The organism is Bacillus sp. CGMCC 1.16541 (genome assembly GCF_003184905.1).
Taxonomy (GTDB): Bacteria; Bacillota; Bacilli; order Bacillales; family Bacillaceae_H; genus Priestia.
In genome coordinates this window covers 1-15,633 of the sequence record NZ_KZ821208.1, presented here as the reverse complement: position 1 = coordinate 15,633, position 15,633 = coordinate 1, and the positions used below count along the sequence as shown (strand labels likewise).

Here is a 15,633-nt window from a genome sequence, read left to right as displayed (position 1 = left end):
CCTACTTCCACAAAAACGGTGGGTATTCGTCTAAGTCATGGCGTAAATAACGAGCAAGCAACAAAGCTTGGGCATGAGGCACTAATCCCCACGTGATTTTCTCACCTAAGTAAGGATGAGTAATTTTTTCTTGTTTCTTACTTTGCCAAGAGGTTAAAAACTTTTTTCGTGCTTCATCAGACATAATGACCGCACCGTTTTCTTTTTTTATAAAGTCGTTAGAGTTGATCACTTTTTTATTTATTAGTGATAACACAAACTTATCTGCATAGATCCCTCTTAATTCTTCCATCATATCTAAAGCTAGAGAAATTCTACCTGGACGATCTCGGTGTAAAAATCCTACGTATGCATCTAGTCCCACTCCTTCTAGTGCGGCTGCTACATCTTTAGCTAGAAGTGTATATGCAAACGACAGTAACGCATTTACATTATCTAAAGGAGGCCTTCGGGAGCGAGTATGAAAATAAAAATCCTCTTTTTGTTGAAGAATCATATCATTAAACAATTTGTTGTAACTAAGTGCCGCTTGTCCCTCTAAACCTCTTAATCTTTCTAAGTCCTCACACTCTCGAATTTCCATTAATAGACTCGATAAATGTTTTGAGGTTTCTTTAAATTTAGATACATCAATTCTCATTGGGTAATCCCTTGTCATTCGTTCAACAACCCATTTATTGTTGTATACTTTACCAATGATAAAATTACGGGCAATTTTTGCTGATTTCACTTCATCATCAGAGATGCGATATTGTGTTTTTCTTAATGTGACATTTCCTTTTGTCTCACCCGAAACTCTTGCAAGAAAACGGCCATTCATTTTTAAAAATACGATTGAAATATTTCGCTCTGCACAATATCCCATCAACGCTGGACTTGCTCCTGTGTATCCAAATGAAACAATCGATTCTAAATTATGAAGAGGAAGCCTACCTAACTTTTCTTCTTCTTTTAAAAGAACAACATTGTCTCCATCTAATGATAGGTAAACATCAGGTTGTGTGACGAATAACGTATTCAACAGTTTTTTCACTCCGCTATTCTCCCTTCGATATAGCGCCTTACCGATTGCTTATTCATCAAGGTTGGTAAGCAAATATGTTCAAGAGAACAACTCTTGCAAAACGTTCCTGTCTTTACTTTTGGAGTGTATCGACGATCATAGTAATCTCTCATTTCTGACACAACACGTTTTACTTTTGTCTTTTGCTCAGGTGAGATTGATACTTCAATTCTATGTTTGATCTCATTATAAAAAATGTATCCAGTATTTACTTCACAAAGTAACATTTCTTCCAAACACATTGCCTGAGCTACTAATTGCATAATATCCTCATCATCTGTCTTAGGCTTTCCTCGCTTATATTCAACAGGATACACTCTATACTTTCCCTCTTCACCATGTAATTCTACACCTTTATCATCCCTTACAAACTCCACAACATCGCATATACCTGAAATTTGTAACTCATTTGATTTTACAGGCATCGCTCTAACCGTCAACTTATTTCCCCGCTTTTCACGAACGAATGGTTGATCTGCTTTTTTATGGAGGTATTGACCTTCAACTGTTTTTGTATTCTCAGCCCATTCTTGTTCAATATGAATGAGCGCCCATTGCCTTCGACAAAATTCAAAATGTTGAATGCCCGAAAGCATCAAATAATAATCTTCGTTATTGACCATCAATTACTTCGACCTTTAAGCCTTCTAATTCTTGGACTTCAATAATATAGTCCTCAAAAGATTTTGGTTCCTCTACCGACTCAATCTTTAACGAACGGTGTACTTTTGCAGAAGAATATTGACCTAATTTTGTGGAATGCTCCCACCAAACTACTTTATTGACTTCCATACTTCCATCAGGACGTGCAGCAGATGAATCATTTTCAAATAGTGTAATTAATGCTTGCTTTAACTTTTGTGCATCTTCAATTGAAAACCCAGTTTTTTCAGCTAACTGAGTATTAATACTTCCATAAAACACATATGTTCCAAAATCAACACGGTGCTTCATCCCCATCGTATCAGATCCTTTTTCTTTACCAGGCTCTGAATTAACACTTTTTGTAATTTGCATGCTCGTAATATCAATTGGATCAATACTCGTAGCTGTATGAATCGATACAGGACCTCTTACACCGACTGGTACACCAGTTTTCGCTCCTTTAAAAGCAAATACTTGACCAAAACTTCTAACATCTAACCATTCTCGACAAGCAACTGCTGCAAATTCTTCATTTGAAATTTCTTTTGCTTTAAACATTTTACCTAATAATTCGTTACCTTCTACACGCTCTCTCAAACTTCTAAACTCATCTACATTGCGATCATTTGACTGAACAAAAATGGACTCACCCATATCTTGAAGACGGTTACGAATCTTACGCTTAATAGCTACATCTGAAATTTCTCCATATCCATCATAGTTTTGACGCGGGCGATTACCATTTAGCGGATCACCATTTGGATTTGCTTTCGTTACTGTTAAAACAACTGCAAAATCAATCTTATAATCTAGAATCGACATGTTATTTTCCTCCTTCGTTTATTAAAACTTCTACTTCTGCGCTTTTCTCTTTCTTTTGATAAAGATCATATCGTTGACTATAAAAACCCAGCAAATACTTTCCTGATAACGGTTTATTATTAAAATCATCAAATTGAATGTGCGACGCTACCTCATCAATTAAACTAGATAAATAGCGAGATTTTGTGCCTAACTTTGCTTGATAAGGTTGCAAAGCATCTTGAATCGTTTTCCACGTTCGAGCAGGGTGCTTAGAAAATGAATTCATATAACGAATGGCATTTGTTGCGCGTGTTTCTTCTTTTCCTAGAGCTTGTCTTTCAAGTACATCTGCAATAGCTAGTAATCTTCCAAACAGGTAGTCACGATTTAGATTTTCTTTATCTAACGACACTTCATACCCCTCCTCTTTATTGATTAAAGAACATGTGACACTTAATGTTTTTTCCCACTCCCATCTCTCCATTGAAACTGGGCTTGAAGCACGCTGGATGGCACTCCTAACAATATCTAACGGAATTTTTTTATCATCAAGAATACAAGGTAAAATTCGCTCTACCAAACCTTTCACAACTTTATCACTCGCTCTTGTACCATATGCAGCGAACGCAATGTCTTTAGGAGATGGCGCTCCGATAAATTCAATATATCGATCGTTTTCATCTTTCCGATAGCGATGTTGCCAAATACAAGATGAATACCATGACTTCAAGCGATTTAAATAAAGTTCTTTGTTCATATAACGATAGTAAAGAACCGCCATTCTTCCAGTTGTTGCAGAATCCAGAATAAGAATGTTTACTTCTTTTTTATTAATCAACGTTAAGTCACCTTTATAACCATCTAACGCTTTCGCTACTTCTCTCGCAAACTCTTGATGTGTAAACGCTTGTTTTTGAATAGTAGAAACATCTAGTGCAAACGAATCATCTAACGGGTCTGGAATGTCCTCTGCATCGTTTTGCCATACAAGAAATACACGTTGATCCATCACTTTCCCTTGACGTTGAATGAGCCACTTTAACGCATTATGGGCTTTTTGTGATACATCGTAGCCAATACTTGCTACTTCTTTACTAATTTGAAAACGTCCTCTAAATGTGAAACCACTTGTATCATTTGCTGATATTAACTTAGCTTTATCTCCGGCGTGCCTAATTTTATTCGCATGTTTATCAGTACTAGGTACGCGCTTTCCTGTTACAAAGCATAAATCTTGATCGCCTAATTGATTTTGATAATAGCTAACAAACGATTCAAACATTTCTTGGTCTGCCCATACGTCTCTTAAAATTTTTGTTGGTGAATAAACATTAAATCGAACGAAAGCGCTTTCTTGATCACTTGCGATAACCGAAAAGATTGCTGGCTTTTGATGATACAAAGAATCATATTTAGTTTGCCATTTCTCGATAAGTTCATCATTTTCATCTAAAGCTAGTATATTTGCCTTAACCAAATCTTTTACTAGAGACTCTTTTTTTAGGTACGTATAGATACTTTTTACTTTACCCGTAGCGTATGGGGATTGCGCCCAGTCACGCAAATTCTTTATATAATAATGAAAAGGCTCTTCTTTTTTTATTTTTCCACCATATGTTACAAAATCACCTGCAACATAGCTTAATTTATCATGCAGCGGATAAGGGGCAATTTTAGACCCTGCTCGACTAGATGATTCTTCTGTACACGGAATAAGTGTGTTTCCTTCACCTTTATCGATGACAAAAGCCGAATGAAACTCTCCATCTTCCGTTACATTCACCTGAATATGTGCAGTTTGAGTTGTATGAGAAATGGGGAGTAATGTATATTCTTGGCCATTTCTTTTCTTTTCTACTTTTCCTACTTGTTCAATATTCGCTTCATACGTTTCATAAAGGTTTAACAGCCAACTCATTGATTCATCTCCATTTCTGTTACAAGAAATGTCTCATCCACTGACTCTACATTTGTGTGATCAAAATTCTTAACTGACATATCCCTAATCGTTCTAACTTGTGTGCATTCATCAGGACGAATAAATTCAATGACACCATCTTTCATTACCGGGGTCCATAATCGTACTTCCATTTGATCACGACCTGTTTCGTCAGGATAATTAATCCCATGAACCATTGTGCCTAAATGTAGTTCTCCATATCCATCGTAAAAGCTTTCACCTTCTCCAAATACACAAGGCTCAACATATCCTTGACACTCTCTTGTTCCTAAGAAGATATCTCGCCTTCCACCCATTTTTAAAGAACGCTTTAAGATATTGTGGTGTTTGTGTTCATTCCGATCAAACGCCATCTCAGGTCGATGTGGATTAAAGATGAAATGTGCCTTTACTTGATAATGCACATCTTTTAGATAGGTATAATTGGCAAGTGTATTTCTTCCACTGTAATCAATGGGCCTAATCCCTTTTGATTCCATGCGAATCGATTTCATGACGCGAATTGCATCAACTACCATTAATAGTGTTGGTTTCCAATATATGCTTTCTACAATTCCTTTTAACGCTTGATAAGTAGGAACATGGTATGAATGCTTTTCTCCACCCATCTTTGTGAGCGGATCAGTAAACAATGCATAGTTACCGAAAACTTCAAATTCAATTGAATTTCTCATCGTATCCTCCTTTCCTCTATATGAAAATATTACCATAATAACGGTATCATTTTACCATTTATTTTGTAAATATTTTTAATAATATATTATATGAATTTTTTGTTAACTTTTAAGAATATGCTATAATAAATTGTCACTTACCTAAGTGCGGATTGAAAAATATAGTATATGATTAACTGAATCAAAAAAGACACCCGATCATCGTTGTACAAACAACTTGAAATGATCGGGTGTCTTTTTGTAAAAATGGAACACACCACTAAAAGGATAGAGGTTTGATTATAAATGATTCGACTAGGGCTGGGCCAAAAGGGATAAAGAGCACCCCTGTTTAGCTCAGCCCACAACAGCACGGGCTGTTGCATATACACGTTCTTTTTTAGTTTTATTAACTTATGTACCAACCTCAATCAAACCTGAACAGATTGTAATAGTCAAAATTCCAATCCGCGCACTCATATAGAGTGCGACGGATATGAGGCGGTGCGCTCAAAGACAGTTGAAGATTTCAATCCACGCACTCATATAGAGTGCGACCAATAAGTATCTCACATCTGCATTATCTAGTTGGATTTCAATCCACGCACTCATATAGAGTGCGACTTGACCAGGCGATAAACCAATCGTACAACGAAATATTTCAATCCACGCACTCATATAGAGTGCGACTTTTCCTAAAAGTTTTTTGAGTAACAAGGAAAAATTTCAATCCACGCACTCATATAGAGTGCGACTTCCGATGAAAAAACGATGATGATAAAAGGTTAATTTCAATCCACGCACTCATATAGAGTGCGACCGTGTAAACATACGAAACATATCAGTAAACATCTATTTCAATCCACGCACTCATATAGAGTGCGACTTTAAGCCCCTCAGCATCATCAGTTAATGCTCTTATTTCAATCCACGCACTCATATAGAGTGCGACTTATATTGGGATTTATTAGAAAGTAACGGGAGTTTTATTTCAATCCACGCACTCATATAGAGTGCGACTAGGCAGTTTATAATTAGATGGAGTATCCAAAGATTTCAATCCACGCACTCATATAGAGTGCGACCAGCCACAATAGCACCAGCTAATGGCAAAAGTAATTATTTCAATCCACGCACTCATATAGAGTGCGACAAAACCCTTTTATATCAACATTTTGACCACAATATTTCAATCCACGCACTCATATAGAGTGCGACAGCGATTTATCGATAAAAATAGGCTCATAGTACATACTTTCACCTATAAACCACTATTTTCTTTACTAAAGTAAAGAACAAAATGTTCAAATGAAGATTACTCGACAATTATTTACAAATCATGAGGTGCGAATGTCCCTAGAAAATGATGTGCACTTCACATTCGCACCCACTAGTCTATAAAGTACATTTCTTCATAGACTAATCACTTTCCTGTATTACAACAAGTTTTATCTTCCGTACTCAACAGATTACTCTACTTAAAAAAAGTTTAATTCCATTACACTATCACTTTCTAAATTCAATCCATATTCTTTACTGTATGATCCTTCTTTTAAAACAAGAAGGTTGCCATCTAGATAACTTACAATTCCGTCTTGCTGAGATAGATGTTGAAATTCGTGTTGGTAAATATTAATTGTATATTGTTGTGCTCTTTTTAATAGTTTTGAAAGTTCAGCAATGGTTCTTTGGCTGTTTAATTCAGCAATGATATCTTTTCCTTCTCCGTATGGAACGATTACAGATTTAGTATGGTTGGCAATGACCTCAAAATAATCCGCTGCTGTCTTATAACTATTCGCTAAAAAGAGCGGCAATTGTTTCCCTTCTTTTTGATACAGTGCTTTGTAGTAGCTATGGTTATATTTTGTTTCGGTCAATAGTGCAATCATTGTTTTTTCCAACTTCGGGATGAAATAATCTAAATCAAGTGCGAATGAAGTATAATATCGTTTGAAAAAGAACTTCATTGCTTGTCTGGACAAAAGGTGTCCCCCATGATTCTCTTTATTTTGTTTTAAATCTAATAAAATTCCTTGCGCTATTTGCTTTCCTTGTTTAATTTCTTTTAAGCGAATTAAGTTTTCTTCCTCATGATCAATGATATAAACAGATCCCATTTCTTTTTCACCATGTCGATTACAACGACCAGACGCTTGCGCAATTGAATCAAGCCCAGCCATTGAGCGTATGACACAATCAAAGCTAACATCAACACCAGCTTCAATTAACTGGGTACTGACACAGATGATAGGATTGCCTTTTGCTAAATGATTTCTTACTTCGCTTAAGATATCATTTCGATGAGCGGCACACATAGACGTACTTAAATGATAAATAGGGATTCCCCATCCTTGCTCATTAAGTCTTTCATATAAGTCCTTGACTACTGACTTTGTATTTAAAATCACTAATATACTCTGGCTATTTTCTTTCTTTTCGTTAATGAAATCAACCAGTTTATGATTACTGAATGTTTCATTTGTCGCTCGATCAATGAGCTCTACACGTTTAAATGAATCGATTACTGTATCTAAGTCACTTATCATCTCTCGATCTGGCTGTAGATCTAATTTATGTTCAACAAAATCTAAGGCCGGCTGAGTGGCCGTACAAAGCACAATACTTGTATTTCCATATGTATGTAAAAAGTTGAGCGCATCATTAAAAAGTGAAACACACGAAACAGGAACTTTTTGTACTTCATCAAAAATAATAACCGCTTCCGTTAAATTATGAAGCCTTCTAGTATTTCGATTTCCTTTTGCATAAAAGACATTTAAAAATTGAACCATTGTTGTCAAAATAATGGGCGCATCCCAATTGTCTTTCGCATGCTTTAGCTTTTGACTTACGTTCATCATACCGTCTAACTTCTCATCATCTTCTTCTATATCTTCAATAACATTTGAATGATGTTCTAAAATATTTGCTTCATCTTTTAATACACTTCTAATTTCATTGGCATTTTGTTCAATAATCGTCGTATAAGGTACAACATAAATAATGTGTTTCTTGTTATAAAGAGTTGCATGTTTCAATGCATATCTAAGACTAGCAAATGTTTTCCCACCACCTGTAGGGATAGACAGTGTGTATATACTAGATGGTTTTTCTGCAAACTGATCACATTGATTAGACATATTCGCTCTTAACTGATTAATTGGTGTTTCTACCTTAAAAGAATCAATTTTTCTCATTAAACGCTCATAGTATGTATGAAATAGTTGCTTATCATCTATAGAGATGTCTTCTACTTTATTCTCTTCAAATAATCTCGTATTTGTGCGATCCGCATCGATCAGTGTGCTAAAAATAAACTTCGTTAAAAACATTAATTTTTTTTCATCATGACTAGACGATTGCTTTTTTAAAAATATATCTAGCTCAGTAGCTGCCTGATTTACATATTCCTGAAATTCGTTTTCTCTCATAACGTGTTCATAAAAGTGCTGAATGATTGTTTCAAATTGATTTAATTCCTGTGCTTGCTTATCTCGAACTCTGTATAAATATTTTGATTCCAAATCTGGACTTAAGAAGTCTTGTAAGTACGAATGATGAGAAAGAATTGCGTTCCCAACCACCTCTGCGATTAAAGCCTTATTTTTGTCATAAGGTGGTGTACTATGGAACAACTGATATAAAAATCTTCCACCAGCGGTTGAGTGATCGACACTTCCTCTTTTTGGTGGAGAATGTGGATTCTCAACTGCCTCAATGATATAATCTCGAAATTGTGTCGTGTACTTTCCTAAATCATGAAGCATTCCTGCAAGACCTGTTAAATGCTTCACACCTAACTTCTCTCCATATGTTTCCGCTAGCTGTTTTACACCTAACAAATGCTCTTCAACCGTTTGAATACATCCATCACTTTCACGAATGTGTGCGATATAGTTCAATGAGTACTCAACTCCTTCTCATCACTCGTATAATATATAATTTCACACGCAACAAGTAAGTCTAATTACCTATATAAAATATACATTATTTTCTAATTATAAACAATAACTTACGTAGATTTTAATTCTCATATTTTAATAAAGCACAACACAATTAAAGCGATGCCAACTTCTTACACGTTTGACATCGCCTTTTTTATCATTCTATTTAAAAAAAAGTTAACCTCTCAACCACTACATGTACTCACGAGAAATACTGTCCTCCACTCTTATCGGCAACTTCCCTTCTCACGTATTGCTGCTTTGGCATTGGTTTTAAGGATATTTTCCTCTCCATATGAATCAAGTGCTTTTTACCGTCCCATTCTACAATTAATTCTTCATTTCCTAAAAGAGCCGTATCAGGCTTTAGCATTTGATCTTCAATCCAGTGTTTTATCCTACCTATGATGCGATTATTAAAGTCTTCAATTGCTTTATCTTTATAATCGTTCGTCGATTGTGGGAATAACGAAAGATGAACAGTTCGATCTTGATTAAACGTAACGGAGGCAACTACATTTCCTTTCACTGTGAGCTTGTTAGAAATTCCCCTATTCGACTCGAAAGTCCGATTTAATCCAAAGTATACATCTAGTTGTTCAACATCAGCAAAAACAGACTTGAGATACTTTTTCGTTGTCGGATATTGCTCATTTTTATTTAGCTTGCGGAAATGGGAAATTTTCATGTAGGCACACTCCTTACAAATAGTCGGTTTTATCATGTATATGTGTGGAGGGGTATGTCACATGCATGGTTTCTTCGATTGTTCTTAGTCGAGGAGTTCTCATCTATGTTCTATTTTGATTAACCACTTGTTCTTCTATAAGAAAGACTACTCGCCAAAAAATAAGCCGCCATCTATCACTCCATCTTCAATTGATGATGGACTGAAATATATTTTCAACCATTTTTTAATCGCGTATAGAAAAGCATTCCCAATTCTTTTGGCCATTGCAGAAATAGATGATTCACCATCAGGATCAACAAACATTACAGGGTTATTATTCACATAATTATAAACATTCATTGTAATAGGATTCTTAGTATCCCGCGTACCGGATCAAAAGATAAAAAAACTCCTGTATCTAGGTAATCATCGCTTCATCTTCTTTTTGTTATGACAAGCTCAAAAAGAAGATGAAGCCGTATCACGCTAGAAATTTGTACATACAACTATCTACTTAAAATTTTTCACTTCTCTTCAAACACCACTTCTACTTCTGTTCGATTTTTGTACATGTCGTAAAAAGCTTCGGCAATGTTGTCAGGTGAGAAATAGGTTCCTTCTTCGACAAATCCTTTAATTGTTAACGTTCCTACATACACGCCTTTTTCACTAAGCTCTTGATGCAAGCTGTAAGCTAAGTTACGGATCCCTGCTTTACTAACCGCCAACGATGCGTAATCAGCATACGGATAAAGAGCCAATCCACCACCTGTTAGTAAAATTGCACCCTTTTCCATAGAAGGCAACACTTCTTTCACACTTGTAAGAGCTCCCGCTACGCTCACTTTGAAGTCTTCTATTAATTGATCGGCACTCAATGTTGTGGGTTTGCCTGGTGTTCCTGAAGCTGCGTTGTATAACAGAACATCAATACGACCGAACGTTTTCACAACTTCTTGAATCGCTTCTTTTAAAGACTGTTCTGACGACACGTCTCCTTGAAATCCTTTTGCTGTGATTCCATCTTGTTGCAGTTCGGTTTCGTATTGGTGTAATGCCTTTTCGTTACGTGCCATTAATGCGACGTTAAACCCTTCTTTTCCAAATTTCTTTCCTGTATATAAACTAATTCCTGGACCTGCTCCAATAATAAGTACTGTTTTATTGACCATCATTGTTCCTCCTCATATTTGTATATACAAGTGAAAGAGTAAAAAAATTTAGCTTTCTTTCTCTAACTTATTACTTGCCTCGTGAAGCATAAGGCTTAACTCTTTACTAAATTCTTTTCCTAATACGTCTGAATAGCTAGTAAAAAGTTCTTTTAGTGACACGCGAAATTGCGTATATACCTTTTCCCCTTCATCCGTTAACGAAATGTGTGTTTGTTTACCAATTGTTTTTCTTGTGACTAGCTTTAATTTTTCAAGTTTATCAATGAATCTCGTACTCGTAGACGGCGCAATTGATAACTTTTGACACAAGTCTTTCTGTGTGATTTCTGGATGGAACTTCACAATCATAATCATGTAAAGATACGAAGGAGCTACACCTTCTACATCAAATGTTTGCTCAGCTAATTTTGTAATGTTTCGAGCAAAGCGACTTGCAGTGAAGTAAAGACAATGAATCAACACTTGTTCTTCTTCATTCATGTAATCAACCCTCTTTTCATTTGCATATACAAGTTAACACGAACAACGTGTGAAGTCAACAATCTCTTTCCCTATTCCTTTCCACAAACCTTATGTGTTAGTCACTCCAAAACAAAAAATCGAGCAGAACACTACTCGATTTTCCAACTAATTATCACGAATAAACCTAGCTTTTTGGCAACTTTATGTTCACGACAAATCTTCTTTCATGTGAGTTCACGTCAAGCGTTCCTCCGTGCAGAGTGACAATTTGTTGCACAATCGACAATCCAATACCTGAACCCGCATTAGAACGGGATTCATCAGACATGTGAAACATTTCCGTAAACTGATTCACTTCGTCTTTTGATAGCGTATGTGAAATGTCATTCGAGCAAACAAGTTCAATGTCATACTCGTTCTCACGAAGTTCCCACACCACGTTCCCTTCACCATGCTTCCACGCATTTTTTGCGACGTTTTCAATGAGACGAACAAGAAGCATCGCATCTCCTGAAAACAATAGACGTTCAGGGCCTTCGTACCGATACGTAAAGGAAGGAATCGTGTCGATCACTTGTTTTAACAACGTCACCAAATCAAGTTCAGTTCGCTCAATCGGATAGTGGGCATCCGATAACTTAGCAAGTGTAAACAACTCCTCAATCCGCCCACCTAGCTTTTCCGTTTGACGAGTGAGAACATGAAGAGAGTCTAATCGCTGCTCATTTGATAACTTGTCGTTTTGGTCGGTTAACCATTGTACATATCCTTGAATCGACGTAAGTGGCGTTCGCAAGTCATGAGAAAGGCTTGTAATAAGGCGAATCTTCTCTTGATAACGTGCAGCTTCTTTTTTTCGCAGCGTCCATAACTCATGTTCAACTTCTTGCATCGTGCGCTCAAATTGGTAAAATTCTTTCGGTCCACCGTTTGGTTGAAACGCCTGTTCTTTTCCTTGACTGAGTAAACGCAAATGGTGTTCCCATCGTCTAAATCGTTTCGAAATGTAGCGAGTTAATAGCGTCGTTAACCCAACAAATGCGACGACAGAAAAAAACATGTACCAATTCGCATTTCCTACTTGCAGTCGATTTAATTGACCGCGTTCACGCTCAATCGCTAAAAAGAATGCGGGTTCGTTTTCATTTGGAAGTGCGATGTTAGACATATAATGAAGCAATCGTTCTTCAGGTTTAGTGGACGGCTGTCGTTTCGTTGGATCTACTTTAGATAGAAACCGAGTTGGCGTCAATTCGTTCGGATAACGTGCACTTTTATCGACTGCTTCTCCGCTTGACGAATAAATGGCCCACTCATAGTCCACATCTAACTGACCGCTTTTTTCATACGTTTGAATGTCTTGTTCGATTCGCTGTTTACTTTCTTCATACGTCGAATAATAATAACGAGGTGACGTTTCTTTCCCGATCGGAAATTGACTTGTTAGTGACCACGACACGAGAAAACTAAGCACAAAACAACCGAACAATGCTACCCCAAGCCAAATCGTTAAATTGATTTTTTTCATGGCTCTAGCTTATATCCTACTCCCCACACCGTTTGAATATAGCGTGGAGATTTTGGTGTTTCCTCTACTTTTTCACGAAGCTTATGAATCAATACCATAACTGCATTGCTTGAACTACCCAGTGCATCCTCTTGCCAAATTTTCTCGTACAATTCTTCTGCTGTAAACACACGTTTCGCCTGCGTTAAAAGAAGCGATAATAAATCAAACTCTCGCTTCGTTAATGCTAGTGGCTCATTCTCTTTTAAAATGAGGCGTTCATCTTCTCGTAATTCAAACGGACCGATTAGACGGGCTTCCGATGACTGGCTAAGTTGAAATTGATTCACTCGTCGAAGCATTGCTTTTACACGGGCGATCACCTCTAGCGGGTTAAATGGTTTTTTAATATAATCGTCTGCTCCGTACGTAAGCCCTTGGATCAGGTCCATGTCTTCTTGACGAGCAGTCAACATCAATACAGGGACTGCATTCCCTGATTGCCTTATTTCTTGAACGATTGTAAATCCATCTTTTTTCGGCATCATCACATCTAAAAGAACAATGTCAGGATGATGCTTGTTCATCATCTCTATCGCTTCTTCCCCGTTTTCTGCCTCGATGATGTTGTACCCTTCGTTTTGAAGATAAAGTGTAAGTAACTGACGAATGTCTTTATCGTCATCCACGAGTAAAATACGTGTCATGCTTTTGCTCCTTTTTCACATCTGTTTGGTTGTATTGTCTATGATTGAAAAGAAAATCGCAAGAAATCGATTGTTTTTTAAGAAATGCTTAAGATTTACTGTAGAAAAATTGAAAGAATTGTCTCCTACAATGAAAACATTACGATTGAAAACGGAGGCAAGAAACATGTTTACTTTTATAAAAGAAATGATCAAACATCCACAGGAGATTGGAGCAATTATGCCGAGCAGTCCCTTTTTATCTGCTAAAATGGCAAAAGAGGCATGTCAATCTAGACCGAATGTCATTGTTGAAATTGGTGCTGGTACAGGAGCCATCACAAAATTACTTTTAAAGCACCGTGATCCACATACACATCTCATTATTTGTGAGCAAAATCCCGTATTTGAAGAATCCTTAAAAAAGTGGATACAAACTGAACAAAATGTGGCATTATTTATTGGAGATGCAGAAGATTTACCAACCTTCCTGACCGCACATGGCTACGTGCCTGATGTGATCGTAAGTGGACTACCTTTCACATCAATTCCAAAGAAAAAGCGGATGCGACTTCTGTCCACCATTCAAGAGATGTTGAAAGAGGCAAACGGAACCTTTGTGACGTTTCAATATTCAAAACTGCAATTTCAAACATTTCATCAGTTTTTCACAAAAAAGAACGTAAGCTACGTCTTCATGAACGTTCCCCCTGCGTATGTATGGAGTGGAACGGTCTCGATGGCAAAAACGATACAACGAAAGGTGATTTAACGTGACTTCATGGATTGTTCAAGTACTGAATGAGTTTCCTGCACAAGCTCTTTTTATTAGCATTTTCATTAATATACTCATTAGTATTTTCGCATTTGTTCCAAGCTTTTTCCTTACAACCGCTAACATTGTCGTATTTGGATTCGAAAAAGGATTGCTTCTTTCTTTTATCGGAGAATCAGTTGGTGCCATCGTCAGCTTTTGGCTGTACCGAAAAGGATTGTTGCTGTTAATGGAAAAGAAAACACCCACGTATATGAAGTGGGTAAAACGCTTTGAAAACGTGAACGGAAGAAAAGCTTTCCTCTTGGTTCTGTCTTTACGCTTTTTGCCATTTATGCCTTCGGGCTTAGTGACCATTTTAGCGTCCACAAGTACGATGGGCATCCTATCCTTCGCCATCGCCAGCACACTTGGAAAAATTCCTGCTGTGTTCATTGAAGCGCTAAGCATGAATCAACTTCTAAAAGTGAACGAACACACTTTTTCTGTCATTGGCTTGGTAACGATTGTGCTTATCGGAATGTCCTATGTTAAAAAGCAGCGAAACTCGGTAACCAAATAACACTCAACAAGCAACGCTCTATTCCTACCAGGAGCGTTGCTTTTTTTCAATCATCACGTTCTTTCAGGCACTTCTCTAAACATATGTCTTGTACACCACACCGCTCCAATAACTCAACCCAACGATGGACACACTTAGGTAAAACATGAAATCGGGTGTCCGTTACATACTCATAATGCCCTGTCACCAATGACGATCAGGTAATCCCTTAAATCTCATCTTCACTCTCACATCAAACGGTGGCTTATGAGTCGTTTCGTTTACTTTTGCGATCGACATTCTTTATCCTCCTTTACGTTGCACACAATTTAGCACAGCACAACGACACCTTCTACCTTATCATTCTATCACTTTTCTAAATTGTTACATGATGTTCTAAAAATGGAGACAAATAGCGTGTGTTCCACTCCATTTGCCCCCATCGCTCAAGAATCCCGATCTTTCCCCTTAAAATCCAAAATCGCCACCACAAACATGCCAAAGCCCAACATTAACGACAACGCTTCAAATGTACTCATCACGGTATCGCCTCCCTTATCACAAGCCTTCCCAAATCACAGCTTGTCCTATACGGTAAAAGAGGTGAATCGTTATTTTTCTCTTCATTTTGGTTTCTCCTTTTTATTTATAAAGCTCTCCAGTTTTCTCTCCTTTAATGATATAAATACACTAGCGTTGCATAAATATAGTTTGAATTTTCAGTTTAATACTTTTTCGGATTTAT

At 37.0% G+C, this 15,633-nt stretch carries 15 protein-coding genes and 1 CRISPR repeat array; of the genes, 3 read left to right on the top strand and 12 right to left on the bottom strand.

Annotated elements, in window-relative coordinates; translation table 11 throughout:
* Position 1: 1 nt before the first annotated feature.
* From cas1c to DIS06_RS02905, 12 genes are all read right to left on the bottom strand, one after another.
* Positions 2-1,033, bottom strand: a complete 1,032-nt coding sequence (gene cas1c, locus DIS06_RS02960) for a type I-C CRISPR-associated endonuclease Cas1c (protein ID WP_110111780.1) — start codon at positions 1,031-1,033, stop codon at positions 2-4.
* The gene (gene cas4 / locus DIS06_RS02955) at positions 1,030-1,686 is read right to left on the bottom strand and encodes a CRISPR-associated protein Cas4 (RefSeq protein WP_481746837.1); all 657 of its coding nucleotides are present in this window, start codon (positions 1,684-1,686) and stop codon (positions 1,030-1,032) included. Before cas4 ends, cas1c begins: the two co-directional genes overlap by 4 nt.
* The gene (cas7c, locus tag DIS06_RS02950) at positions 1,676-2,530 is read right to left on the bottom strand and encodes a type I-C CRISPR-associated protein Cas7/Csd2 (RefSeq protein ID WP_110111778.1); all 855 of its coding nucleotides are present in this window, start codon (positions 2,528-2,530) and stop codon (positions 1,676-1,678) included. Before cas7c ends, cas4 begins: the two co-directional genes overlap by 11 nt.
* A 1-nt stretch (position 2,531) precedes the next feature.
* Positions 2,532-4,430 (bottom strand): type I-C CRISPR-associated protein Cas8c/Csd1, encoded by a 1,899-nt coding sequence (cas8c, locus tag DIS06_RS02945; RefSeq protein ID WP_110111777.1) that lies wholly within the window; start codon positions 4,428-4,430, stop codon positions 2,532-2,534.
* Positions 4,427-5,146 (bottom strand): type I-C CRISPR-associated protein Cas5c, encoded by a 720-nt coding sequence (gene cas5c / locus DIS06_RS02940; RefSeq protein ID WP_110111776.1) that lies wholly within the window; start codon positions 5,144-5,146, stop codon positions 4,427-4,429. Before cas5c ends, cas8c begins: the two co-directional genes overlap by 4 nt.
* Positions 5,147-5,585: 439 nt before the next feature.
* Positions 5,586-6,343: a CRISPR direct-repeat array (repeat unit 32 nt; unit sequence ATTTCAATCCACGCACTCATATAGAGTGCGAC).
* 260 nt (positions 6,344-6,603) lie between these two features.
* Complete coding sequence (gene cas3 / locus DIS06_RS02935) at positions 6,604-9,030, bottom strand: CRISPR-associated helicase Cas3' (protein WP_110111775.1); 2,427 nt, start codon at positions 9,028-9,030, stop codon at positions 6,604-6,606.
* A gap of 244 nt (positions 9,031-9,274) precedes the next feature.
* Positions 9,275-9,760 (bottom strand): hypothetical protein, encoded by a 486-nt coding sequence (locus DIS06_RS02930; protein ID WP_110111774.1) that lies wholly within the window; start codon positions 9,758-9,760, stop codon positions 9,275-9,277.
* A 147-nt stretch (positions 9,761-9,907) separates the two neighbouring features.
* On the bottom strand, positions 9,908-10,102 hold the full coding sequence (locus tag DIS06_RS02925) for a hypothetical protein (RefSeq protein WP_110111773.1): 195 nt from the start codon (positions 10,100-10,102) through the stop codon (positions 9,908-9,910).
* Between the two features lie 164 nt (positions 10,103-10,266).
* Positions 10,267-10,914, bottom strand: a complete 648-nt coding sequence (locus DIS06_RS02920) for an SDR family NAD(P)-dependent oxidoreductase (RefSeq protein ID WP_110111772.1) — start codon at positions 10,912-10,914, stop codon at positions 10,267-10,269.
* A gap of 48 nt (positions 10,915-10,962) precedes the next feature.
* Positions 10,963-11,397 (bottom strand): MarR family winged helix-turn-helix transcriptional regulator, encoded by a 435-nt coding sequence (locus DIS06_RS02915; protein WP_110111771.1) that lies wholly within the window; start codon positions 11,395-11,397, stop codon positions 10,963-10,965.
* Positions 11,398-11,563: 166 nt separating this feature from the next.
* The gene (locus DIS06_RS02910; protein WP_110111770.1) at positions 11,564-12,907 is read right to left on the bottom strand and encodes a sensor histidine kinase; all 1,344 of its coding nucleotides are present in this window, start codon (positions 12,905-12,907) and stop codon (positions 11,564-11,566) included.
* Positions 12,904-13,593 carry a response regulator transcription factor gene (locus DIS06_RS02905; protein WP_110111769.1) on the bottom strand — a complete coding sequence of 230 codons (690 nt, stop codon included), beginning with the start codon at positions 13,591-13,593 and terminating at the stop codon, positions 12,904-12,906. Before DIS06_RS02905 ends, DIS06_RS02910 begins: the two co-directional genes overlap by 4 nt.
* A 166-nt stretch (positions 13,594-13,759) precedes the next feature.
* Between DIS06_RS02905 and DIS06_RS02900 the strand changes: the two genes are divergently transcribed.
* The 3 genes from DIS06_RS02900 to DIS06_RS20490 all read left to right on the top strand — a co-directional run.
* Positions 13,760-14,344 carry a class I SAM-dependent methyltransferase gene (locus DIS06_RS02900; protein ID WP_162595850.1) on the top strand — a complete coding sequence of 195 codons (585 nt, stop codon included), beginning with the start codon at positions 13,760-13,762 and terminating at the stop codon, positions 14,342-14,344.
* A gap of 1 nt (position 14,345) precedes the next feature.
* Positions 14,346-14,909, top strand: coding sequence for a TVP38/TMEM64 family protein (locus DIS06_RS02895; RefSeq protein WP_110111767.1), 564 nt, complete (start codon positions 14,346-14,348; stop codon positions 14,907-14,909).
* Positions 14,910-15,290: 381 nt separating this feature from the next.
* A partial coding sequence (locus tag DIS06_RS20490; RefSeq protein ID WP_239421812.1) for a hypothetical protein occupies positions 15,291-15,633 on the top strand: 343 nt, incomplete at its 3' end.

Bases quoted from the DNA above. Each gene is read 5' to 3' on its own strand.
- cas4 (WP_481746837.1), bottom strand. From the start codon at position 1,686: ATGGTCAATAACGAAGATTATTATTTGATGCTTTCGGGCATTCAACAT.
- cas7c (WP_110111778.1), bottom strand. From the start codon at position 2,530: ATGTCGATTCTAGATTATAAGATTGATTTTGCAGTTGTTTTAACAGTA.
- cas8c (WP_110111777.1), bottom strand. From the start codon at position 4,430: ATGAGTTGGCTGTTAAACCTTTATGAAACGTATGAAGCGAATATTGAA.
- cas5c (WP_110111776.1), bottom strand. From the start codon at position 5,146: ATGAGAAATTCAATTGAATTTGAAGTTTTCGGTAACTATGCATTGTTT.
- DIS06_RS02930 (WP_110111774.1), bottom strand. From the start codon at position 9,760: ATGAAAATTTCCCATTTCCGCAAGCTAAATAAAAATGAGCAATATCCG.
- DIS06_RS02925 (WP_110111773.1), bottom strand. From the start codon at position 10,102: ATGAATGTTTATAATTATGTGAATAATAACCCTGTAATGTTTGTTGAT.
- DIS06_RS02920 (WP_110111772.1), bottom strand. From the start codon at position 10,914: ATGGTCAATAAAACAGTACTTATTATTGGAGCAGGTCCAGGAATTAGT.
- DIS06_RS02915 (WP_110111771.1), bottom strand. From the start codon at position 11,397: ATGAATGAAGAAGAACAAGTGTTGATTCATTGTCTTTACTTCACTGCA.
- DIS06_RS02910 (WP_110111770.1), bottom strand. From the start codon at position 12,907: ATGAAAAAAATCAATTTAACGATTTGGCTTGGGGTAGCATTGTTCGGT.
- DIS06_RS02905 (WP_110111769.1), bottom strand. From the start codon at position 13,593: ATGACACGTATTTTACTCGTGGATGACGATAAAGACATTCGTCAGTTA.
- DIS06_RS02900 (WP_162595850.1), top strand. From the start codon at position 13,760: ATGTTTACTTTTATAAAAGAAATGATCAAACATCCACAGGAGATTGGA.